A 21,221-nucleotide genomic window follows, 5' to 3' on the forward strand; every position below is an offset into this window, starting at 1 on the left:
GCGTCAGGTGGGCTGGTACTCCGAGTGCGGCGTGGCGCGTTCCCAGACGGCTTCGAACGCGCCCACGCACAGCTTCAGGATCGTCGGGTCCTGGGTGATCTCCAACCAGTCGCCCGGGGCGCTCTCGCCGTTCCCGTCGAAGTGCAGGACGAGAACGGTCTTGTTGTCGAAAACCCAGAAGTCGTTCCCCGGGAAGGCGATGTCAGTAGCGTTGCGGCGCGGAAGCCACCGGATCTCCTCCCCAGCTTTCACGTTGGCGTCCGAGACGTGGTGCTCGAACCGGAGGTAGTCCGATTCCGGGACGGAGAACACCCGGGCTCGGCGGATGGACACGCCCCTGTCCGTGGCCTTGCGGACCCACTTCAGCCAGTGGCGGATCTCAGGGTCGTTGTCCTCGGGGAGGTCGCGGAGGCCCTGCTTCCAGGCCATGAAGCTGGGGTCGGACTCCATGTAGCCGTCCCGCATCTCCAGATGGATCGCGCTGTGCTCGGTGGAAGCGAGAAGCTCCTCAAACGACGGGACCGTCGGCACCCTTAACCTCCAAGAAGAACTGCACCATGCGTCGCGGCAGCTCGATGACATCCTCATGGTCGGGGATGTCCATCAGTTGCCTGCGTTCCGCGTCCGTCACCTTGAACCCCTGGACCAGGTACGTGTCAGTGGCGTCGTCCAGGTAGATCGTGGGCGAGCCGCCGTCCTTGCTCTCAGGGTCCTTGCCAAGCTTGTGCAGAGCCATGGTGTCCTCCTCGCTCGGGGCTGACGATCTCTGTGTGCAAGCTTGCGTCGCAGGCACTCTCGGGCGCACCAAACTTGCACGAACTTGCGCGACAGATGCCCCTGTCTGGCCAGAAGCGGCCCGGGGACAGCAGAACCCCCCGCCAGCCGCGTCACCAACCTGTCCGGACAACACACCTAGAGGGTTGGGGCCTCAGGGCGTCTCAGGGCTGGTCACGGCCTTCACGGTGAGTGGCTGCCGCTTCCGCCTGCTGGGTGCGCTGACAAGGGCAGAGAACGGGGTGACCTTCGAGGGCTCCTGGGACTCTTTGGGGGGCCTCTCGGGCAGGCCGAGGGCTCGCAGTGCCTCTTGCTGCTCCTGGAGGCTCATGCGGGCGAACAGGGCCGCAGTGTCGTCAAGGTGAGACATGCCAGCCCCCTACGCGCTTGCCAGAGACAGCTTCGCGGCGAACCCCAGGAAGAGCACCCCGGCGGCCGAGGTGGCCCCTGCGCTGAGCCTCCTCCGGCGACGGAACGCCGCAGCCAGACGGGACCCACCGAAGATGAGCGCAGACAGGTACAACGCGCTCGCCATCTGGAGGAGGACGCCCAGCGTCACGAACCCCACGATCGGGTTGGACTCTGACACGAACTGCACGAAGAAGGAGACCAGGAACAGGATGGCCTTCGGGTTGAACACGCTGATCAGCAGGGCCCGGCGGTAGGGCCGCTCGCCCTCGCCCGCATCCGCTTCCACGGCGGGCGCGGACCCCTGCTGCTCCTGCGGCCCGGTCCGCGAACGCCACAGCGACCAGGCACCGCGCAGCATGCCGACGGCGAGCCAGGTCAGGTAGCCGGCGCCGAGCAGCTTGACGATCCCGAACAGCACCGGGCTGGCCTGGAGCAGGGCTCCGGCCCCGGTGGCGGCGAGCGCCATGAGCACGGCGTCGCCCGTGAACACCCCGGCGGCGGCCTTGTATCCCGTACGCACCCCGCGCCGTGCGGCGACGGACAGCACGTACAGGGAGTTCGGCCCCGGCAGGAGGATGATCAGGACGAGCCCGACGAGGTAGGTCGGCAGATCGGTGACACCCAGCATGGGCAGGAGTGTCCCATGGGGTTGCTCCTGTCGCACGAGTGTTCCACCATGCGGTCACCAGCGGGATTCGGCCGGCTCGTAGGCTCCCCAGACCTCCCTGAGGGTGTTGCACACCTCGCCGACCGTGGCCCGGGCGCGCAGGGCCTCCTTCATCGGGTAGAGCACGTTCGCCGTGCCCTCCGCGGCCTCGCGCAGGGCTGCCAGGGCCGCCGCCACCGCCGCACCGTCCCGCTCGGCGCGCAGTGCGGCGAGGGCCGCGCGCTGGCGGGTCTCGATGGCCGGATCGACGCGCAGCGGTTCGTACGGCTCCTCCTCGGCCAGTGCGAAGCGGTTCACCCCGACCACCACCCGCTCGCCGCTGTCCGTCTCCCGGGCGATGCGGTACGCGTTGCGCTCGATCTCCGCCTTCTGGAAGCCGGCCTCGATCGCGGCCACCGCCCCGCCGAGGTCCTCGACGCGGCGCATCAGGTCGAGCGCCGCCGCCTCCACCTCGTCGGTCATCCGCTCCACCGCGTAACTGCCGGCGAACGGGTCGACGGTGTGCGGGACGTCCGTCTCGTGGGCCAGCACCTGCTGGGTGCGCAGGGCGAGCCGGGCGGCCTTCTCGGTCGGCAGGGCGATGGCCTCGTCGAAGGAGTTCGTGTGCAGCGACTGGGTGCCGCCGAGCACGGCAGCCAGGGCCTGCACCGCCACCCGTACGAGGTTCAGCTCGGGTTGCTGCGCCGTCAACTGGACGCCGGCGGTTTGGGTGTGGAAGCGGAGCATCAACGACTTGGGGTCCTTTGCCCCGAATTCCTCCCGCATGACGCGGGCCCAGATCCGCCGGGCGGCCCGGAACTTGGCGACCTCCTCCAGCAGGGTGGTGCGGGCGACGAAGAAGAACGACAGGCGGGGGGCGAACTCGTCGACGGCCATCCCGGCGTCCAGCGCGGTGCGCACGTACGCGATCCCGTCGGCCAGGGTGAAGGCGATCTCCTGCGCGGGTGAGGCCCCGGCCTCGGCCATGTGGTAGCCGGAGATGGAAATGGTGTTCCAGCGGGGGATCTCGGCCCGGCAGTACCGGAAGGTGTCGGCCGTCAGCCGCAGCGAGGGCCCGGGCGGGAAGATGTACGTCCCGCGGGCGATGTACTCCTTCAGCACGTCGTTCTGCACGGTCCCGGTCAGCTGCCCGCCCGCGATCCCCTGCTCCTCCGCGACGAGCTGATACAGCAGCAGCAACAGGGCCGCCGGGGCGTTGATGGTCATCGAGGTGGACACCCGGTCGAGCGGGATCCCGGCGAACAGCACGCGCATGTCGTCGATCGAGTCGACGGCGACGCCGACCTTGCCGACCTCCCCGTGCGCGAGGGGCGCGTCGGAGTCGTGCCCCATCTGCGTCGGCAGGTCGAACGCCACGGACAGGCCGGTGCCGCCGCCGGCGATGAGCTGCCGGTAGCGGGCGTTGGATTCGACCGCCGTCCCGAAGCCCGCGTACTGCCGCATCGTCCACGGCTTGCCGGTGTACATCGAGGGGTAGATCCCCCGTGTGTACGGATACGCCCCTGGTTCGCCCAGTTTGGTGCGCGGGTCCCACTCCGTCAGAACGTCCGGGCCGTAGACCGGTTCGATGGGGATGCCGCTCTCGGTGTTCGACATGTGACCAAGCCCTCCGTAGAGCAAAGGGACCCGGGGCTGATACAACCTTCCCCGCGACGGCTGTCGGCCGTCTCCCTGACGGCTGCTGGTCACAATGGCGCAACATCCCCGCACCCAGTGCAACTCTCCACGCCCGCCAGGCATCACCTAGCTAGATACACGACGCAGAAATCGGGGGGACAGCACATGCACCGCCAGAGAGTCATAGTCCGCACACTCGGGGCAGTCGCCGCCGTCGCGCTCGCCGCGACCGCGTGCGGGCCGAAGTCGGAGCCGGCCGGCTCCGCTTCACCGGTCGCCACGGCCTCCCCGGCCGCCGCCTCCCCGTCGGCCTCGCCCTCGTCCGACGACAAGCAGGCCTCGCCCTCCGCCTCGCCGTCGCAGTCCGCCTCCCCGTCGGCCTCGGCCTCCCCGTCGGTCAAGCCGATCATGGCGAACGGCGACGACAGCGACCAGGTGCGCGAGCTCCAGGCCCGCCTGAAGCAGCTGAAGTTCATGTCGGTGAAGCCCACCGGCTTCTACGGGACGAAGACGACCTCCGCGGTCAAGGCCTTCCAGTCGAAGCACGGCCTGCCCGCCACCGGCTCGGTCGACGCGGCCACCTGGAAGAAGCTCCAGGGCGCCAGCAAGAAGCCGTCGGCCGACGAGCTGCGCCCGCCGGAGGTCAACGAGGCCGACGCGCCCGACCCGCGCTGCATGCAGGGCCGCGTCATGTGCATCAGCAAGGAGAGCCGCACGCTCGCCTGGATGATCGACGGCAAGGTCGTCTCCACCATGGACGTGCGCTTCGGCTCCGAGAACACCCCGACCCGCGAGGGCGAGTTCAGCGTCGGCTGGAAGGCCAAGGACTGGACGTCGACGCTCTACCACACGCCGATGCCGTACGCGATGTTCTTCAGCGGCGGCCAGGCGGTGCACTACTCGGCGGACTTCGCGGCGCGCGGCTACAACGGCGCCTCGCACGGATGCGTGAACGTCCGCGACAAGGGCAAGATAGCTGCGCTGTTCGACCAGGTGAAGGTCGGCGACAAGGTCGTCGTCTACTGGTGAGCCGCCGGGCCTGACGGCCCGAGTCCGGACCCGGGGGGGCCGGACTCGGGCCGTTTTTCTTTGCCTGCGTCCCTGCCCCCGGATGCTCGAACGGCCCCGGGGCGGGAGCGCCGGGGCCGGAAGGGGGGAACGGGGGGAAGAGGGAGGGGGCGCGGGCAGGGCCGGGGGAACGAACCCCGCCCGCGCCGGGTGCGCAGAGCCCAGGGGTACGGGGGGAACCCCGGCTCGTGCGCCGCCGATGACCAGTCGGCTCGTTATGTACTGCGCCGCAGGTTCGAAAAGTGTTACACGGTGTTCGTGACACCCCCCGCGAACAGCGAGAAGCCCCGCGGGGAGACATCCCCGCGGGGCCTTCCAAGTCGCCGGGGCCGCGGTCAGCGCGGCAGGCGCACGCCCGGGGAAGCGGTCCCCACCGGTGGGGTCGGCTGGGTCATCGGCGCCGCCGGGGCGGGCGTCGGGGCCTGGAGGACCTCGCTGCTGCGGGGGGCGGTGCCGGTCTTGGACCCGCGGGGCCCGTCGAGCAGCGCCTCGCAGTAGTGCGGGATCCGCGAGAGCCCCTTGGCCAGCTTGGAGAGCTTGTCGCGGCGGTCGGCGTCCATGCTGCCGGAGCGGTACGCCTCGCACAGGTTGACCGCCCTGAGGCGGGTCTCCCGGTCCTGGTCGTGCAGCTCGGTCGCGCCGCCGAGGGTCTCCTTGCCGGCGCCACCGGTACCGCCCGCCGAAACCGTGCCGGACGAGGTGTCCGTGTCCGCGCGGAAGCGGGAGTCGGGCCCGGCCCCACCGTCTCCGCCCGTCTCCGCGCCGGCCGCGGAGCCGTCCGGGGTGCCGGGGGCGGTGGCACCGCCGTCGGTGCTGCGGAACGGGTCGGGGCGCAGCTGGGGTGCGGAGGTCGGGCCGACGCCGCCCGACGGGGCGGGGCTCTCCTCCGCGCTGAGCGTCGCGGCCGGTGCGGGTCCGGCGGAGGTGTGGGTGGCGCGGTCCAGCAGGCCGGCGCCCGCGGCCGCGGCGAGCCCGCCGACGGCGACGCCGGCCAGCGCCGCGGCCAGCGCGAACCGCGCGGGGCGGCTGCGCCGGGACCCGGCCGCGGATCGGCCCGGGGCGGGTGCGGACAAGGGGGTCACGTGGCCGAGGTCCACCAGGGGCCCGGCCGCGGTGGCGGCGGCCCCGGCGTCGTCGGCGCCTGCGCGCGCGGCGCGGAACGCGGCCAGCGCGGCCTCCTCGCCCGGCAACTCGGTCCCGGCGGGGGCCTGCGGCGGCACCAGCATGTCGAGGGCGGCGCGCAGCCGTTCCTCGGCGTCCCGGGCGCGGCGACCGGCGTCCGGGGCGGCCGGCGCGCCGAGCAGCACGCGCTCCGCCGCCGCCCGGTCCAACCACCTGTTGCGCTCGTCGGCCATCACATGTCCTTCTGCGTCCGCCAACGTGAATGCGTCACACCGGTTTGCTCTACGAGGCCGCCGCCCCGGCCCCGCTGGGCGGGAACGGCGTCGAGGTCGCGCTGGCCCCCGCCCTCCCGGACCGGGTCACCGGCATTATGGCCGACGCCCGACGGCCGGTCCGACGCAGGCTCCGCTTCCGGCCCGTGGACGCCCTCGGCGCACAGCAGCTCCGCCAATTTCTTCAGACCCCGGTGCGCCGCGGTGCGTACCGCTCCCGGCCGCTTGCCCAGGGTCTCCGCCGCGCTCTTGGCGTCGAGTCCCACCACGACGCGCAGGACCACCGCTTCCGCCTGGTCCTGCGGGAGCCGGGCGATCAGGGCCATGGTCCGGCCGGTGGAGAGGGCCTCCATCGCCTCGCCCGCGGTGTCGCTGTCGGCGGCCCGGCCCGTGAGCTCGGTCTCGTCCCCGCCGATGGCGGGGCGGCGGCCGCGCATGCGGATGTGGTCCAGGGCCCGGTTGCGGGCCACCCGGGCGGCCCAGCCGCGGAAGCGGTCGGCGTCACCGGTGAAGGAGTCCAGGTCGCGGGCGATCTGCAGCCACGCCTCGGAGGTCACGTCCTCCGCATCGCCGTCGCCGACGAGCGTGCGTACGTAACCGAGCAGGCGTGGGTGCACGGAGCGGTACACAGCACGGAACGCGTTCTCGTCGCCGTCCTGTGCCGCGAGCACCGCGGCGGTCAGCTCCGCGTCGTCCCCCAGCAAAGTCCCCAACCCGTTCACTGTCCTGTACGTGTGGCGCAAATCAGCACGTTACGGCTTTCAAGTACCTTCGTCCACGAGTTGTACGGGGAGCAACCGATCGTGCGCGAACCGGGGTGTGACACAAAACGCACGCGCGGCGCTGTCATGGATACGGGCTTGTCGCACGAGTCCGTACGGACGACGACCGGGGCCTCTCCTGTGGGGGGTGGCGGCCCCGGTCGTCTTCCACCTCCCGCTCGTGGACCTCACCACGTCATCCTTTCGGCTCACTTCCGGGTGAAAACCCCTTAGGGGCTCGGCGCACCCCGTCCGGCGTCGCTAGCGTGGCGGTACACCCGTACCGCGTCCCGAGGAGTCCCCCCTGTCCAGCCATCTTCCGGCACAGGCCCCTGGGGGTTACTCCCCGGGGGCCCCTCCCGGACGAAGTCTGGGGGAGACGTCTGCGGGAACGTCCTCCCTCGTCCCCGACCGCGGACTGGCGCGTTTCAACGCCCTGTCCGCCGACGCGGCCGAGGCCGTCCTGATGCAGTGCTGCGGCAGCCGGCGCTGGGCGCACCGGGTGGCCGCCCACAGACCGTACCCGGATTCGGGGGCTCTTCGGGCCGCAGCTGACGAAGCCTCGTACGACCTGGGCGGGGCGGACCTCGCCGAAGCGCTCGCCGCGGAGTTCCCGCCGGAGCTCGGCCACGGGGCCCCGTACGCGGCCCTGCTGGCCCTGGACGCGGCCCACGCCGAGTACGAACGCACCTTCGGGCACGCCTTCGTGGTCTGCCTGGACGGGCACCCGCCGGAGGAGCGGGCCGGGCAGTTGCTGGGCGCGATCCGCCGCCGGATGGGTCTGGACCCGGAGGAGGAGCGGGCGATCTCGGCGGACGAACTGCGCCGGCTGGCCCTGGCACGGCTCGCCGACCTGACGGACTGGCTCACCTCACCGGACGGTGTGGGTGCGGCCGAAACGGGGCTATTCGCCCCCGTGGGATAGGCCGTCCGTGCCTGTTTGATCACACCGGAGGACCCCGGGCGAAGGAACCGACAAAGCGTCGCTACGATGTCCGGGGCCGGTGGACCGTACCCGGCCGGGCCCGACCGACAACGAAGCCGGCAGGCCCCCGCCCCGCTTCCGGAGGGTTTTCCGTGCCGGCTGGAACGTTGTACCGCGGCCGGGAAGGAATGTGGTCCTGGGTGGCTCATCGAGTCACCGGCGTCCTCATTTTCTTCTTCCTGTTCGTACACGTCCTCGACACCGCTCTCGTCCGCGTCTCCCCCGAGGCGTACGACGATGTCGTGGCTACCTACAAGACGCCGATCGTCGCGCTGCTGGAGTACGGCCTCGTGGCCGCCATCCTCTTCCACGCGCTGAACGGTCTCCGTGTCATCGCTGTGGACTTCTGGTCCAAGGGCCCGCGCTACCAGAAGCAGATGCTCTGGTCGGTCATGGTGCTCTGGCTGGTGCTGATGATCGGGGCCCTGATCCCCGTCCTCGGTCACGCCTACCTCGAACTGTTCGGGAAGTGACGCGCATGTCCTCTGACACTTCTTCCGCTCAGGCCATCGGCGACGTGGAGGGCGTGAGCCTCTACGACGTGGACAACCCGGCGCCGTACATCGAGGCCCCGCGCAAGCGCACCGGCAAGACCCCGCGCTCGACCCGCGGCAACTTCGAGATGGCCGCATGGCTCTTCATGCGCCTGTCGGGCATCGTCCTCGTCGTCCTGGTCATCGGCCACCTCCTCATCCAGCTGGTGCTGGACGGCGGCGTCTCCAAGATCGGTTTCGCCTTCGTGGCCGGCCGCTGGGCGTCCCCGTTCTGGCAGGTCTGGGACCTGCTGATGCTGTGGCTGGCCATGCTGCACGGCGCCAACGGCCTGCGTACCGTCATCAACGACTACGCGGAGCGCGCGAACACGCGCCTGTGGCTGAAGGGCCTGCTCTACACCGCCACGGTGTTCACCATCCTTCTGGGCACGCTGGTGATCTTCACCTTCGACCCGAACATCCGCTAGGCAACGGGGCTGAGGCGACACATCTCATGAAGATCCACAAGTACGACACCGTCATCGTCGGCGCCGGTGGCGCGGGCATGCGCGCCGCCATCGAGGCGACGAAGCGCAGCCGCACCGCCGTGCTGACCAAGCTGTACCCCACCCGCTCCCACACGGGCGCCGCGCAGGGCGGCATGGCCGCCGCGCTGGCCAACGTGGAGGAGGACAACTGGGAGTGGCACACCTTCGACACGGTCAAGGGCGGTGACTACCTGGTCGACCAGGACGCCGCCGAGATCCTGGCGAAGGAGGCCATCGACGCCGTCCTCGACCTGGAGAAGATGGGCCTGCCGTTCAACCGCACCCCGGACGGCACCATCGACCAGCGCCGCTTCGGCGGCCACTCCCGCAACCACGGCGAGGCCCCGGTCCGCCGGTCCTGCTACGCCGCGGACCGCACCGGCCACATGATCCTCCAGACGCTGTACCAGAACTGCGTCAAGGAGGGCGTGGAGTTCTTCAACGAGTTCTACGTCCTGGACCAGCTGATCACCGAGGTGGACGGCGTCAAGAAGTCCGCCGGTGTGGTCGCGTACGAGCTGGCCACCGGCGAGATCCACATCTTCCAGGCGAAGGCCGTCGTCTACGCCTCGGGCGGCAACGGCAAGTTCTTCAAGGTGACCTCCAACGCGCACACCCTCACCGGTGACGGCCAGGCGGCCTGCTACCGGCGCGGCCTGCCGCTGGAGGACATGGAGTTCTTCCAGTTCCACCCGACCGGCATCTGGCGCATGGGCATCCTGCTGACGGAGGGCGCCCGCGGTGAGGGCGGCATCCTCCGCAACAAGGACGGCGAGCGCTTCATGGAGAAGTACGCGCCGGTCATGAAGGACCTCGCGTCCCGTGACGTCGTCTCCCGCTCCATCTACACGGAGATCCGCGAGGGCCGCGGCTGCGGTCCCGAGGGCGACCACGTGTACCTGGACCTGACGCACCTGCCGCCGGAGCAGCTGGACGCCAAGCTCCCGGACATCACGGAGTTCGCGCGCACCTACCTCGGCATCGAGCCCTACACGGACCCGATCCCGATCCAGCCGACCGCGCACTACGCCATGGGCGGCATCCCGACCAACGTCGAGGGCGAGGTCCTGGCGGACAACACCACCGTCGTCCCCGGCCTGTACGCGGCCGGCGAGGTCGCGTGCGTGTCGGTGCACGGCGCCAACCGCCTCGGCACCAACTCGCTGCTGGACATCAACGTCTTCGGCCGCCGCGCGGGCATCGCCGCCGCCGAGTACTCCGCCAAGGCCGACTACGTCGAGCTGCCGGAGAACCCGGGCCAGCTCGTCGTCGACCTGGTCGAGACGCTGCGCAACTCCACCGGCTCCGAGCGGGTCGCGGACCTGCGCAACGAGCTCCAGGAGACGATGGACGCGAACGTGTCGGTGTTCCGCACGGAGCAGACCATCAAGACCGCGGTCGAGAAGATCGCGGAGCTGCGCGAGCGCTACAAGAACGTCTCGATCCAGGACAAGGGCAAGCGGTTCAACACGGACCTGCTGGAGGCCATCGAGCTGGGCAACCTGCTCGACCTGGCCGAGGTCATGGCCGTCTCGGCCCTGGCCCGCAAGGAGTCCCGCGGCGGTCACTACCGCGAGGACTACCCGAACCGCGACGACGTCAACTTCATGCGCCACACCATGGCGTACCGCGAGGTGGCGGCCGACGGCAAGGACTCCGTCCGGCTCGACTACAAGCCCGTCGTCACCACCCGCTACCAGCCGATGGAGCGTAAGTACTGATGGCCACCCCGACCCTCGTGAAGAAGGGGGAGGCGGAGTCCGCCGCCTCCCCGTACATCACGGTCACCTTCCGGATCCGCCGCTTCAACCCCGAGGTCTCCGACCAGGCCGAGTGGCAGGACTTCCAGATCGAGATCGACCCGAAGGAGCGCGTGCTCGACGGTCTCCACAAGATCAAGTGGAACCTGGACGGCACGCTCACCTTCCGCCGCTCCTGCGCGCACGGCATCTGCGGCTCCGACGCGATGCGGATCAACGGCAAGAACAGGCTCGCCTGCAAGACGCTGATCAAGGACATCAACCCGGAGAAGCCCATCACCGTCGAGGCCATCAAGGGCCTGACCGTGATGAAGGACCTCGTGGTCGACATGGAGCCCTTCTTCCAGGCGTACCGGGACGTCATGCCGTTCCTGGTCACCACGGGCAACGAGCCGACCCGCGAGCGCCGGCAGTCCGCCGAGGACCGCGAGCGCTTCGACGACACCACGAAGTGCATCCTGTGCGCCGCGTGCACGTCCTCGTGCCCGGTGTTCTGGAACGACGGCCAGTACTTCGGCCCGGCGGCGATCGTCAACGCGCACCGCTTCATCTTCGACTCGCGTGACGAGGCCGGCGAGCAGCGCCTGGAGATCCTGAACGACAAGGACGGCGTGTGGCGCTGCCGCACCACGTTCAACTGCACGGACGCCTGCCCGCGCGGCATCGAGGTCACGAAGGCGATCCAGGAAGTCAAGCGCGCCCTGATCACCCGCCGCTTCTGACCCTCCCGGTCGCCCGCGCACGACGCACGAAGGCCCGCACCCGGTTCCGCACCGGGTGCGGGCCTTCGCGTTCGTCCACCGTGGGGGTGGACGTCCGACGGGATGAATTTTTCATCAGGCCGGGGCCCCGCCCGGACGGAGTAGCGTCGCCGGTGCTGCTTGTACCGGAGCGCCGTCCGCACCCACACTGAGCGAAGGAGGTGCTTTCCATGTCTGCTCTCGCCCACGAGGCGCCGTGCGACCCGGGTCTCGACGAAGTCCTCTGGCAGGCCTGGAAGGCGATGGACCTTCCGGAGGGCTACCGGGCCGAGATCATCGAAGGGGCCATCGAGGTGTCCCCCACCTGCCGTCGCCGCCACACCGTGCTCGTCCATCGTCTGCGCAGGCTGCTCGAAGCCCGTCTCACGGGCAGCGGCCTGGAGGTCTACCAGGACGGAAACGTGATCCACGGCCGGAAGGTCTGCATCCCCGACCTCTTCGTGGGGCCCGAGGACCTGGACGAGATCCCCGACGAGGAGGGCCTCGGAGTGGACGCCGCCCGCGTGCCGCTGGTGGCGGAGGTCGTCTCGCCCGGCAAGGAGGCCCACCGGCGGGACCACGTCCGCAAGCGCCGACGCTACGCACTCGCCGGGATCGAGGTCTACGTCGTCATCGACGACTTCGAGGACGAGGGCACGGTAACGGTGTTCAGCTCCCCGGATCCGGAGAAGGGCACGTACGCCACGAAGACCACCGTGGCCTACGGCACTCCCACGGCCATCCCCGACGGGCCCGCCAAGGGCCTCGAACTGACCGCGGACCTCACCCGCCCCTGAGGCACCGGCACCGGGACACGGACCCGTTCGGGTGACCGCCCGGCCTCCGGCCGCCCGGCCGGTACGCGGCCTACGATGATGCTCCTCCTCCAGCCACCAGACCGACCTGCGCACCAAGGTCATCGCCTACGCCAACGCCAAGGTCCCGGTGTACGTGATCGTCGACCGCGGGCACAGCCGCCTGCACGTCCTCACCGACCCGGGGCAGGACGAGTACGCCACCCACCGCATCCACGCGCCGGGCGCGCTCGTGCCCCTGCCCGAGTCGATCGGCGCCGAGGTCACCCTGGACGTGGCCGAGATCTTCACGGCGGCCGGGCGCGACCCGGAGACCGGGGCCGGGTAACGCCTCGGGGGGTGGTCAGGGTGGCATGAGGGGCGGCCCTGATGTCCGGGCGATCTGCCGGCGACAGACTCGTCCCCGTGACGAAATCCTCGAATTCCCGCCGCCCCTCCGCTCGTTGGGCCACCTTTGCCGCCGGGTGCGCGGCTCTCGTGTCCGTCGCCGTGGGCGCGGTGCCCGCCGCCGCTGCCGACGGGCCGGGCCCCACTGCTGTCGCTGCCGGAGTGCGGGCTCCGGTCGATCAGGAGGCCCTGCGGGCGCTGATGGTGCCGGACGAGGTGGCCTCCGGGACCATGGTCCGGGTCTCGGCGCCCGGGATCCGGTGGACCGAAGCCACGGGCGGGCTGTCGCAGGATCCGGCGGCGTCCTTCCGGATCGGCAGCGTCACCAAGCTGTTCACCTCCACCGTCGTGCTGCAACTCGTCGCCGAGGGACGGTTCGCGCTGGACACCCCGGTCCAGCGGCTCCTCCCCGGCATCCTGCCCGCCCACTGGGCCCCGATCACCGTCGGCCAACTGCTCAGCCACACCAGCGGCATCGGCCGGCCGTGCGTCGCGCCCGAGAACCCGCACGCCCCGACCCCGGCCGCGGTCGTCGCCACGGTCACCGACCCCGCCTGCCCGACACCCGAGTACCCGGTCACCCGGCAGCAGTACAACGGCATCAACTACTTCCTCGCCGGCATGGTGATCGAGAAGGTGACCGGCCGCTCGTACGCGGACGAGGTGCAGCGGCGCATCGCCCGCCCGCTCGGGCTGCGCCACACCTACCTGCCCGCCCCCGGCGACACCTCGGTGCCCGCCCCGTCGCTCGCCGCGCCCTCCGAGGTCGAGCCGTGGGCGTGGGCCGAGGGGGGAATGGTCTCCAACGCCCCCGACTTGGAGCGGTTCCTGGGAGCCCTGCTGCGGGGCCGGCTGCTGCCGCCCGCCCAGCAGCGGGAGCTGTTCGCGATGCCGGCGCTGTCGCAGGGGGCCCGGGACCCCATGAGCCGGGCCGGTCTCCTCCGCGCGGAGCTGTCGGACGGCACGGTGGTCTGGGGCAAGACCGGGTCCATGCAGCCCTACACCAACGGGGTGTTCGGCACCTCCGACGGCCGCCGCGTGCTCGTGTACTCGTACACCGGTGTCACCCGGGATCCCGAACTGCAGCGCAGCCGCGCCCTCGACCTCGTCGCGGCGGCCTTCTGAGCAGGTGAGGGCCGCGGGCACCGGTTCCTGTGCGAGGATCGGCCGTATGAGCGAGCAGCAGCCGAATCCGTACGCTGGTGACAACGGGGCGCCGGGCAGCCCGAGTTACGGCTACCCGCAGCCCTACCCGGCGGCACCGGGCTACCAGCCGACCGTCGGCGGCGCGGGCATACCCTCCCCCGCCCAGCCGCCGGCCCAGCCCCCCGCCGCGCCTCCGGGTCCGCCGGCCCAGCCGCCCGCCGCGCAGCCGGCGTACGCCCCGGCCCCGGTCCCGCCCATGAGCGGCGGCGGAGGCCTGACGCTCGGTGACATCACCGTCGTCGGCGACCAGATCATCACCCCGTCCGGGACGATGCCGCTCAAGGGCGCCATGTGGAACGCCACGGACTTCTCCCGGACCGAGACGAAGATCCCGCCGCACGCCATCGTGCTCGCGATCGTCTTCTTCCTCTTCTGCCTGCTCGGCCTGCTGTTCCTCCTCATGAAGGAGAAGACCACCACCGGCTACATCCAGGTCACGGTCACCAGCGGCGGCCGCCACCACTCCGCGATGATCCCGGCGACCGACGCGAACACCTTCCAGTGGGTGATGGGACAGGTCAACTTCGCCCGCTCCCTGAGCATCTAGCGCCCCGTCGGCCGCTCCCGGCCCCCATCCGCCGCGTTTACGAACAGGTCCACGTCGCGCAGGATCTCACTGAGCACCAGCGCCGGTACCGCTGTCAGCGGCAGCGGATCGGCCGGCGGGCGGCCGTCCCGCGGGTGCACGGTGTAGGCGCCGCCGCAGCAGTGGGCCGCGTGCTGCGGGGCGTCGAGCGGGTAGAAGCGCAGCTGGCCGGTGGTCAGCCGCCGGAAGGCACCGGAGTCGGTGATGTCGTCCGGGCCGGTCTCCGACGGGTCGGGATCGATCCGGAACTCGGCGCGCATCCCCCACGCCGGCAGCTCCCGCACGGCGGGCGGGGCGACGTCGTCCACGGCCAGGCGCAGGGTGTTGCGCCAGCCGCGGGCCGCGGCCAGGGAGTGGAAACGGTGCTGGTGCAGGACGCGCCCGGCGAACCGGTCGCAGTACGCGCCCACCGTGCGCTCGACCCCGGTGAGCGCGTACACCTCGCGGTGGGCCTGCTTGAACGGCTGTACGACCCCGTGCCGTTCGAGCCGTTCCGCCCAGGCCGCGGCTTCCTCCGGCGCACGGTCCACCGGATGCCACAGGACGACCTCGCCGCCTCCGGTGACGGGAGTGCCGTCCAGGGTGCGGGCCTCGCCGCCGGCGAAGCCGACCGCCGTGCCGTCGACCACCCACAACAGCCCGCGCGCCACGGTGCCGACGAGGGGGTGGTCGGCGAGGCGCTCCCGCCACTGCGCGTACCTCCAGCTGCGCCGGGCGAGGAACTGCCGGTCCAGCCGCTCCACCTGGGCGCCGAGCATCCGGTCGATGTCCTTGGCGGCGGCCCTGAGCTCCTTCACCTCCTCGGGGTGGTCGCGGCGCACCACGGCGGGCACGCTCTTCACCGTCCTGCCGCCCGGCGCCCGCCAGGTCAGCTGCACCCGCGCCCCGCGCACCTCCAGCAGGGCGGTGTACCCGCCGACCGGATGCGCGCCCTGCCCGATGCCGGTCAGCCCGTACGCGGGGACGGCGAGCTCCTCGACCTCCTCCCGGCCGAGGCCGAGGGCGGCAGCGCGGGCCTCCAGGGCCGCGTCGAGGACCTTGCGGGTGCCCTTGAAGGTGACCCGGGTGGCGAGCCGGGCCAGCTCGGCGAGGCCCTCCTCGCCGTCCATGCGGGAGAGCGCGGTGACGCAGGCGGTGGCCACCTTGGGGGCCAGCGGTCCGTGCCCGGGGAGCCCCCGCAGTGCGGCCCCGGCGAGGCGGCCGAGCGCGCGTACGGAATCGGGGTGCGGCGGCAGGACGGCGAGCAGCCAGGCCAGCCCGCGCAGCGCGTTGGCGTTGTACGGGTCCCAGAGCGCGTTGGCGTCGGGGCCGTACCGCTCCTCGTCCAGGACCAGGGTGCGGGGTGCGCCCACGAGCCCGAGCCAGCCCAACAGTCGCCCTCGGACGGTGTCGGCGTCGCCGGCGGCCCCGCACCGTGCGCGCGCGGTCCTCTCCCACTTCGCGGAGGGCTTGGCGGCGGTGGCGGTCACCGCGTGGGCGAGCAGGGCGTGCCAGTGGTCCCCGTCGGCCATGGCCCGCTCCGCCCAGGCTTCGCCGACGTTGAGGACCGGCCCGGTCAGCCGCGGGGCGATCTCGGCGAGCGCAGGGCCCGCGTACGACCCGAGGGCGCTGCGGCGCACGGTGGCGACGACGGGCGGCGGCAGGGTCCGTCCGGCGGCCAGCTCGGCGCCCACCAGCTCCTGTTCGGCCCCGGTCAGGTAGGTGTGCCGCAGGCGGCCGGTCCGCAGCAGCAGCTCCCGCCGCTCGGCGGCGAGGACGTTCCCCGGTAGGTCCCGCCCGACGGCGCTGATCAGCACCAGCGCGTTCTGCCGGACCGGGGAGTCCTCGGCGGCCGCGCGGAAACGGCCGGCCAGCGCGTCGGCGAGCCGGGCGCGCACGTCGGCGGGCAGGGCGCGGACCGCGTCGAGCGCCTTGACGGCGAGCAGGTCGCCGCGGTGCCCGAAGGGGTGGACGAGGGCGGCCTTCAGGAGCGCGACGGCGAGCTCGTCCGGGTCCTGCGCGGCGACGGCGCGGTGCACCGCGTCCGTGTACGAGCGGTCCGTCGCCATGTCAGCCTCCAGTGCCGATTGCCGGTTGCGGGTTCGGGGAGGGCGGCCCCGCCGCCGGCCGCCGCACCCGCCTGGACGGAAGGGTAGGCGTGGGGACCGACATCTGCCGTGCGGGGATTTCCGCAGGCGGCGGGCTGCCCGGCTGCGGCAGGATGCGCCCATGACGAACATGGTCCCTTCGCCCCGCGCCGCTGCGGATGCCGATGCCTCTGCCTCTGCCGACAGCCGCCCGTCCAACCCCCTCCCCGCCCATGACGTGGACGGTCCGGCCGACGGCCCGGCCGTGGTGCTGCTGCACTCCTCCGTCTGCGATCGGCGGATGTGGCGGGGCCAGTGGGAGTCCCTGGCCGGGGCCGGCTTCCGGGTGGTCCGGATGGACTTCCGCACCTGCGGCGGGACCCCGCCCGCGACCGCGCCCTACCGCGACGAGGACGACGTACTGGACCTGCTGGACCACCTCGGCATCGAGCGGGCGGCCCTGGTCGGGTCTTCTTACGGCGGCCGCGTCGCCCTGCAGATCGCGGCCCGGCACCCCGGACGGGTGACCCGGCTGGCCCTCCTCTGCACCGCCCTGCCCGGGCACCAGCCGAGCCCGGACCTGCGTGCGATCGGTGAGCGGGAGGACGCGCTGCTGGAGGCGGGCGACATCGGGGCGGCGGTCGAGCTGATGGTCGACACCTGGCTCGGGCCTTCCGCCCCGGAAGGGACCGCGGAGTTCGTACGGACCATGCAGCGCCGCAGCTTCGAGGTCGCGCAGACCGTCACCGAGCACCACGAGCTCCCGCCGCACCCCGTCGACCTCGCGGCCGTCACCGCCCCGACGCTGGCGTTCGGCGGCGCGTACGACCACCCGGACTTCCGGGGGATCGCCGCCTCCGTCCCGCAGGTGGTGCCGGGCGCCGACCACGTGGAGCTGCCCTGGGCCGGCCACCTGCCGTCGCTGGAACGCCCGCGGGAAATGACCGCCCTGCTGCTGGAGTTCCTGGGCCGCCCCTGAGGCGGCCGGTCGCGGCCGGATGGCAGCGGACCGGGGGGCGTGCCAGGCTTGGAGGAGGGGAGCGGCCGGCGGCGGTGAACACGCCCGCGCCGACCTCCCTCCCGGCTCCCGCGCGACCACGACCCAGGCCCTTCCGGCCGTGCACGTGGCTGCGGCCCGCGGGGACGGCCGGATCCGCCCGCCTGGACAGGAGCCAGCCATGACGACGGACGACAGGGCGCGCGGCGACGAGGACCTCGCCTTCTTCGAGGCGGTCGCGGACGCCTTCCGGAAGTACCCGGACGTGGGGGGCAGGTACGCCCTCGCGAGCCTGGAGCAGGAGACCGAGCTGGGCATCGACTTCAGCCGGCAGGTCGGGGTCTCCCGCGTGGAGGACCGGCGGATCATCACGGAGTTCGTGGACCGCGAGGCGCCGGAGGACGCCCCCGGTCCCCGGTCGGACCACACCCCGAGGGCGGCCCACATGCGGCTCTGCATCGAGCGGGACATCCACGGCAGGTGCCTGATGTGGATCGAGGCACCGGAGTAGCGGTACCCCGCACCACGAGCTTGAACCTGTTCAAAAAGAGGTCTACAGTCAGTCCTGCCAACGAGTTGAACACGTTCAAGGGGGGCGAGGGCATTGGACCTCACCGTCGTCGCGTACGTCATCTACCTGCTCATCAGCATCGGCCTGACCGTCTGGGTCGCGCGGACGCTCAGCCGCAACGGCCGCATCTTCATCGCCGACGTCCTGCACGGGAACGAGAAGCTCGCGGACGCCGTGAACCACCTCCTGGTGGTCGGCTTCTACCTCGTGAACATCGGCTTCGTGGCCCTATACCTGCGGTCGGCCGACACCATCGACACCGCCCGCGCCCTCTTCGAAGCCCTCTCGGTCAAGCTCGGCGTCGTCCTGCTGGTCCTCGGCGTCATGCACCTCGGCAACGTGTGGGTGCTGAACAAGATGCGCCGCCGCGGGATCATGGAGCGCCAGCAGACGCCGCCGGTCCCCCCGCAGGGCTGGACCGCTCCGGCGGCCCCGCGAGGCTGGACCACTCCGACCGCCGGGGCCTGACCGATGTCACCGGCCGCGCACACCACCGCCACCCGGTACCTGACCGTCCTGTACGACGCCGACTGCCCGCTGTGCGTCCACATCCGGCACTGGCTGCTCGGGCAGCAGTGGTTGGTCCCGCTCCGGCTCGTGCCGGCCGGGTCCCAGGAGGCGCAGCGGCGGTTCCCCGGGCTCGACCACGCCTCGACCCTGCGCGAGATCACCGTCATCGGGGACTCGGGCCAGGTGTGGACCGGCACCGACGCCTTCATCGTCTGCCTGTGGGCCCTGGCCGAGCACCGGCCGAAGGCGAACTGGCTCGCCACCTCGGCGGGCCGGCCCTTCGCCCGGGCCGCCATGTACACCGCCTCCGCCTGGCGGCAGGCCGTGCGGACCGGGCCGGGCGCCGAGGCCGGGCCGGACGCGGAGGCGGACGCCTGTGGCGAGCACTGCCCCGCACCCCGATAGGCTCGGACACCGTGACTGATCAGAAGGCTCCCAAGAGCGAGCAGACCCGCACGCTCATCCTCGAGACCGCGCTCCGCCTCTTCCAGGAGCGCGGCTTCGACAAGACGACCATGCGGGCCATCGCCAAGGAGGCGGGAGTCTCGGTCGGCAACGCCTACTACTACTTCGAGTCGAAGGAACACCTCGTCCAGGGGTTCTACGACCGGATCGGCGCCGCCCACCAGGCGGCGGTCCGACCCATCCTCGACAACGAGACCGACCTGCAGAAGCGGCTCGCGGGCGTGCTGACGACCTGGCTCGACATCGCGGCGCCCTACCACGAGTTCGCCTCGCAGTTCTTCAAGAACGCCGCGGACCCCGAGAGTCCGCTCAGCCCGTTCTCCCCCGAGTCCGAGCCCGCCCGCAAGGCCGCGATCGACATGCACCGCGAGGTCCTCGCCGGCGCGAAGACCAAGGTTCCGGACGAACTGGCCGACGTCCTGCCCGAGCTGATGTGGCTCTCGCACATGGGACTCGTCCTGTACTGGGTCTTCGACCGGTCCCCCGGCAGCGCCAAGACCCGGCGGCTCGCCGAGCGCGGCGCTCAGCTCACGACGCGCGGCATCGTCCTGGCCCGGTTCCGGGTCCTGCGGCCGCTGGTGCGGGAACTGCACGAGCTGTTCGCGGACTTCCTGCCGGGCATGGCGCAGACGGCCGTGTCGAAGGGGAAGCGCGCCTCGGACCCGGAGCCCGCACCGGAGCGCTAGGGGCGCTCCGGTTCCGTGGGGCGGACCACGATGGCGGTCTTGCCGCGGGCCTGCCCCGCCGCCAGCCGGCGCACCGCCTCCGGTACGTCGGCCAACCCGTAGGAGGCGCCGACGACCGGCGTCAGCCGCCCGGCCTCCACCAGCCCGCTCAACGCTTCGAGGTCGGCCCGGCGCGTCTTCGCGACGAACATCGTCAGCCGCTGCCGCACGAAGGGCGACAGGACGACCGCGCGGAACTGCCGCCCCAGCCCGATCCAGTCCCCGGCGTCCTCGCCGCCCGCGATGACGAGGGTCCCGCGCGGCGCGAGGGCCCGGCGCAGCCGGGACAGACTGCTGCTGCCGCCGATGTCGAGGATCACGTCGTAGCGCCGACCGCCGGCGGCGAAGTCGGTACGGGTGTAGTCGATCACGTGGTCCGCGCCGGTCGAACGGACCAGCTCCGCCTTGGCGGTGCTGCACACCCCCGTCACCTCGGCCCCCAGGGCCTTGGCCACCTGCACGGCGAAGGTCCCCACGCCGCCCGACGCCCCGAGGACCAGCACGTGCTGCCCCGGACGCACGCGGCCCACGTCCCGCAGGCCCTGGAGTGCGGTGAGCCCGGAGACCGCGACCACGCCGGCCTCCTCGAAGCGGAGCCGGGCCGGCTTGTGCACGATCCGGTCGGCACGGGCGACCGCGTACTCGGCGAAGGAGCCGGGCGCGACGCCGTACACCTCGTCGCCCACGGCGAAGCCGGTCACGCCGGCCCCCACCGCCGCGACCGTGCCCGCCACGTCCTGTCCGACCCGCGGGTTCCGCGGCCGGCGCAGCCCGAGGACCAGCCGCACCACGCGGGGCTGCCCCGCCATGAGGTGCCAGGTGCCCCGGTCGACGCCGGCCGCCGCGACCCGGATCAGCGCCTCCCCCTTCCCGGCGGCGGGCCGGGGGACCTCCGCCAACCGCAGGACCTCGGGGGGGCCGTAGCCCTCCTGGACGACCGCCTTCATCAGGTCCATCCCGCCCGCCCTTCTTCCGTACTAAGTACGACTTACTTTGTACGGTACCCTCTGGGCAGCAGTAAATCCACGAGGTGACCGACGGAAGCGATATGGCGAAGCAGGCTCCGCTCAGCCGCGAACGGGTGCTCGCCGCGGCGGTCCGCGTCGCGGACGCGGGCGGCATCACGGCGCTGACCATCAGGTCCCTGGCGCAGGAGCTCGGCGTCAAGCCGATGTCGTTGTACCACCACGTGCCCAACAAGGAAGCGATCGTCGACGGCATCGTCGACGCCGTCTTCGCCGAGATCGACCTGCCCCCGGCCGGCACCGACTGGCGGACCGCGCTCCGCCACCGCGCCCACTCCGCCCGCGCCGTACTGCGCCGCCACCCGTGGGCGACCGCGGTGATGGATTCCCGCGCCCACCCCGGCCCCGCCACGCTGCGGCACCACGACGCCGTGATCGCCACCCTGCGGAGCGGCGGGTTCCCGTTCGCCCTCGCCGCGCACGCGTTCTCGCTGCTGGACAGCTACGTCTACGGGTTCGCCCTGACGGAGGCCGCCCTGCCGTTCGAACCGCAGGACCTGGGGGAGGCCGCCCTGGACTTCCTCGCGCAGTTCCCGGCGGAGGAGTACCCGCACCTCGTCGAGTTCACGCAGGAGCACGTCATGCAGCCCGGGTACGACCACGGGGCCGAGTTCGGCTACGGGCTGGACCTCATCCTCGACGGCCTCGAACGACGCCTGGCGGGCTGAAC

Annotated in this window: 23 protein-coding genes and 1 pseudogene; 16 read left to right on the forward strand and 8 right to left on the reverse strand. The window is 71.9% G+C overall.

What is annotated here, in order from left to right; all coding sequences use genetic code 11:
• Positions 1 to 3: 3 nt before the first annotated feature.
• The 4 genes from ACFV7Q_RS10250 to ACFV7Q_RS10265 all read right to left on the reverse strand — a co-directional run bounded on the left by ACFV7Q_RS10250 (position 4) and on the right by ACFV7Q_RS10265 (position 3,448).
• Positions 4 to 531, reverse strand: coding sequence for a DUF6879 family protein (locus ACFV7Q_RS10250; RefSeq protein WP_385426200.1), 528 nt, complete (start codon positions 529 to 531; stop codon positions 4 to 6).
• A complete protein-coding gene (locus ACFV7Q_RS10255) occupies positions 509 to 736 on the reverse strand; it encodes a hypothetical protein (RefSeq protein WP_385426202.1) in 228 nt (75 codons plus the stop codon). The genes ACFV7Q_RS10250 and ACFV7Q_RS10255 overlap by 23 nt, the downstream gene beginning before the upstream one ends.
• A gap of 417 nt (positions 737 to 1,153) precedes the next feature.
• Positions 1,154 to 1,813, reverse strand: a complete 660-nt coding sequence (gene leuE / locus ACFV7Q_RS10260; RefSeq protein WP_385426205.1) for a leucine efflux protein LeuE — start codon at positions 1,811 to 1,813, stop codon at positions 1,154 to 1,156.
• Positions 1,814 to 1,867: 54 nt separating this feature from the next.
• Entirely contained in the window at positions 1,868 to 3,448 is a 1,581-nt protein-coding gene (locus ACFV7Q_RS10265) for a methylmalonyl-CoA mutase (protein ID WP_385426208.1), read from the reverse strand.
• A gap of 186 nt (positions 3,449 to 3,634) precedes the next feature.
• Between ACFV7Q_RS10265 and ACFV7Q_RS10270 the strand changes: the two genes are divergently transcribed.
• Positions 3,635 to 4,498 (forward strand): peptidoglycan-binding protein, encoded by an 864-nt coding sequence (locus tag ACFV7Q_RS10270; RefSeq protein WP_385426211.1) that lies wholly within the window; start codon positions 3,635 to 3,637, stop codon positions 4,496 to 4,498.
• Between the two features lie 374 nt (positions 4,499 to 4,872).
• Here ACFV7Q_RS10270 and ACFV7Q_RS10275 read toward each other — a convergent pair whose 3' ends face one another.
• Entirely contained in the window at positions 4,873 to 5,892 is a 1,020-nt protein-coding gene (locus tag ACFV7Q_RS10275) for a hypothetical protein (RefSeq protein WP_385426214.1), read from the reverse strand.
• Positions 5,892 to 6,635 (reverse strand): RNA polymerase sigma factor, encoded by a 744-nt coding sequence (locus ACFV7Q_RS10280; protein WP_385426306.1) that lies wholly within the window; start codon positions 6,633 to 6,635, stop codon positions 5,892 to 5,894. The genes ACFV7Q_RS10275 and ACFV7Q_RS10280 overlap by 1 nt, the downstream gene beginning before the upstream one ends.
• 523 nt (positions 6,636 to 7,158) lie before the next feature.
• On the opposite strand from ACFV7Q_RS10280, the gene ACFV7Q_RS10285 reads away from it, so the two are divergent.
• The 9 genes and pseudogenes from ACFV7Q_RS10285 to ACFV7Q_RS10325 all read left to right on the forward strand — a co-directional run bounded on the left by ACFV7Q_RS10285 (position 7,159) and on the right by ACFV7Q_RS10325 (position 14,153).
• Positions 7,159 to 7,617 (forward strand): 2-oxo-4-hydroxy-4-carboxy-5-ureidoimidazoline decarboxylase, encoded by a 459-nt coding sequence (locus ACFV7Q_RS10285; protein WP_385426217.1) that lies wholly within the window; start codon positions 7,159 to 7,161, stop codon positions 7,615 to 7,617.
• 152 nt (positions 7,618 to 7,769) lie between these two features.
• Positions 7,770 to 8,150 carry a succinate dehydrogenase, cytochrome b556 subunit gene (sdhC, locus tag ACFV7Q_RS10290; protein ID WP_385426220.1) on the forward strand — a complete coding sequence of 127 codons (381 nt, stop codon included), beginning with the start codon at positions 7,770 to 7,772 and terminating at the stop codon, positions 8,148 to 8,150.
• 5 nt (positions 8,151 to 8,155) lie between these two features.
• Positions 8,156 to 8,638, forward strand: a complete 483-nt coding sequence (locus ACFV7Q_RS10295; RefSeq protein ID WP_179177605.1) for a succinate dehydrogenase hydrophobic membrane anchor subunit — start codon at positions 8,156 to 8,158, stop codon at positions 8,636 to 8,638.
• A 26-nt stretch (positions 8,639 to 8,664) separates the two neighbouring features.
• Positions 8,665 to 10,419, forward strand: coding sequence for a succinate dehydrogenase flavoprotein subunit (gene sdhA, locus ACFV7Q_RS10300; RefSeq protein ID WP_385426223.1), 1,755 nt, complete (start codon positions 8,665 to 8,667; stop codon positions 10,417 to 10,419).
• A complete protein-coding gene (locus ACFV7Q_RS10305) occupies positions 10,419 to 11,180 on the forward strand; it encodes a succinate dehydrogenase iron-sulfur subunit (protein ID WP_385426226.1) in 762 nt (253 codons plus the stop codon). Before sdhA ends, ACFV7Q_RS10305 begins: the two co-directional genes overlap by 1 nt.
• A 209-nt stretch (positions 11,181 to 11,389) precedes the next feature.
• A complete protein-coding gene (locus ACFV7Q_RS10310) occupies positions 11,390 to 11,995 on the forward strand; it encodes a Uma2 family endonuclease (protein WP_385426228.1) in 606 nt (201 codons plus the stop codon).
• Between the two features lie 82 nt (positions 11,996 to 12,077).
• A pseudogene (locus ACFV7Q_RS10315) lies at positions 12,078 to 12,341 on the forward strand (Uma2 family endonuclease); the annotation flags it as partial.
• A 149-nt stretch (positions 12,342 to 12,490) separates the two neighbouring features.
• Complete coding sequence (locus ACFV7Q_RS10320) at positions 12,491 to 13,525, forward strand: serine hydrolase domain-containing protein (protein ID WP_385426231.1); 1,035 nt, start codon at positions 12,491 to 12,493, stop codon at positions 13,523 to 13,525.
• A gap of 46 nt (positions 13,526 to 13,571) precedes the next feature.
• The gene (locus ACFV7Q_RS10325) at positions 13,572 to 14,153 is read left to right on the forward strand and encodes a hypothetical protein (RefSeq protein ID WP_385426234.1); all 582 of its coding nucleotides are present in this window, start codon (positions 13,572 to 13,574) and stop codon (positions 14,151 to 14,153) included.
• Here ACFV7Q_RS10325 and ACFV7Q_RS10330 read toward each other — a convergent pair.
• Positions 14,150 to 16,240 (reverse strand): DUF4132 domain-containing protein, encoded by a 2,091-nt coding sequence (locus ACFV7Q_RS10330; RefSeq protein WP_385426237.1) that lies wholly within the window; start codon positions 16,238 to 16,240, stop codon positions 14,150 to 14,152. The genes ACFV7Q_RS10325 and ACFV7Q_RS10330 overlap by 4 nt on opposite strands.
• 160 nt (positions 16,241 to 16,400) lie before the next feature.
• Between ACFV7Q_RS10330 and ACFV7Q_RS10335 the strand changes: the two genes are divergently transcribed.
• The 5 genes from ACFV7Q_RS10335 to ACFV7Q_RS10355 all read left to right on the forward strand — a co-directional run bounded on the left by ACFV7Q_RS10335 (position 16,401) and on the right by ACFV7Q_RS10355 (position 19,487).
• Positions 16,401 to 17,237, forward strand: coding sequence for an alpha/beta fold hydrolase (locus ACFV7Q_RS10335; RefSeq protein WP_385426240.1), 837 nt, complete (start codon positions 16,401 to 16,403; stop codon positions 17,235 to 17,237).
• 199 nt (positions 17,238 to 17,436) lie between these two features.
• On the forward strand, positions 17,437 to 17,766 hold the full coding sequence (locus ACFV7Q_RS10340) for a hypothetical protein (RefSeq protein WP_385426242.1): 330 nt from the start codon (positions 17,437 to 17,439) through the stop codon (positions 17,764 to 17,766).
• Positions 17,767 to 17,859: 93 nt separating this feature from the next.
• On the forward strand, positions 17,860 to 18,294 hold the full coding sequence (locus ACFV7Q_RS10345; RefSeq protein ID WP_385426244.1) for a hypothetical protein: 435 nt from the start codon (positions 17,860 to 17,862) through the stop codon (positions 18,292 to 18,294).
• A gap of 3 nt (positions 18,295 to 18,297) precedes the next feature.
• Positions 18,298 to 18,741 (forward strand): thiol-disulfide oxidoreductase DCC family protein, encoded by a 444-nt coding sequence (locus ACFV7Q_RS10350; RefSeq protein WP_385426247.1) that lies wholly within the window; start codon positions 18,298 to 18,300, stop codon positions 18,739 to 18,741.
• Positions 18,742 to 18,752: 11 nt separating this feature from the next.
• Entirely contained in the window at positions 18,753 to 19,487 is a 735-nt protein-coding gene (locus tag ACFV7Q_RS10355) for a TetR family transcriptional regulator (RefSeq protein ID WP_385426250.1), read from the forward strand.
• Here ACFV7Q_RS10355 and ACFV7Q_RS10360 read toward each other — a convergent pair.
• Complete coding sequence (locus ACFV7Q_RS10360; RefSeq protein WP_385426309.1) at positions 19,484 to 20,473, reverse strand: NAD(P)-dependent alcohol dehydrogenase; 990 nt, start codon at positions 20,471 to 20,473, stop codon at positions 19,484 to 19,486. The two genes, ACFV7Q_RS10355 and ACFV7Q_RS10360, sit on opposite strands and share 4 nt — an antisense overlap.
• 101 nt (positions 20,474 to 20,574) lie before the next feature.
• On the opposite strand from ACFV7Q_RS10360, the gene ACFV7Q_RS10365 reads away from it, so the two are divergent.
• On the forward strand, positions 20,575 to 21,219 hold the full coding sequence (locus tag ACFV7Q_RS10365) for a TetR/AcrR family transcriptional regulator (RefSeq protein ID WP_385426253.1): 645 nt from the start codon (positions 20,575 to 20,577) through the stop codon (positions 21,217 to 21,219).
• The last annotated feature ends 2 nt before the right edge of the window (positions 21,220 to 21,221 follow it).

It is taken from the genome of Streptomyces sp. NPDC059851 (assembly GCF_042732005.1).
Classification (GTDB): Bacteria; Actinomycetota; Actinomycetes; order Streptomycetales; family Streptomycetaceae; genus Streptomyces.